At 65.8% G+C, this 374-nt stretch carries 1 protein-coding gene; it reads left to right on the top strand.

Annotation, left to right across the window (positions count from 1 at the left end):
• Positions 1–204: 204 nt before the first annotated feature.
• The coding region (locus tag ADK57_RS51190) for a DUF6507 family protein (protein ID WP_234390219.1) at positions 205–374 on the top strand (170 nt) is incomplete at its 3' end.

Below are 374 nucleotides of genomic sequence, written 5' to 3'. Positions count from 1 at the left end.
GGGTGGTCAGTCGGGGATGGACTCGGCGTTCAGTTCGGGTGACCAGGAGCAGGGTGACAACGCGAAGCAGCAGATGGGTGCGGCGAATTTCGACGCGGCGCGTTTTCGCTGAGTAGCGCTCACCGGGGTGTTGGTGCCCCGGTTTCGTCGGTTTGTTGACGAGGGAACCAGGACTGAGGGAACGCCGGGGATGCGGGGGCTGTTGTGCCGAGCTGGGATCTGAAGCCGCAAGGCATTTCCAGTGTGTTGAAGACGACCGGTGAGACGGCGTCGGGCCTGGAGAAGTACGCGAAGGCGTTCGGTGAGCACCTGACGTCGGCGGCGACCAGCGCCGGCACGATCTCTGCCGAGGGTGGCGGTGGCGGCGAGGGTGG

It is taken from the genome of Streptomyces sp. MMG1533, from assembly GCF_001279775.1.
Classification (GTDB): Bacteria; Actinomycetota; Actinomycetes; order Streptomycetales; family Streptomycetaceae; genus Streptomyces.
This window is presented reverse-complemented; position numbering and strand designations above follow the sequence as displayed.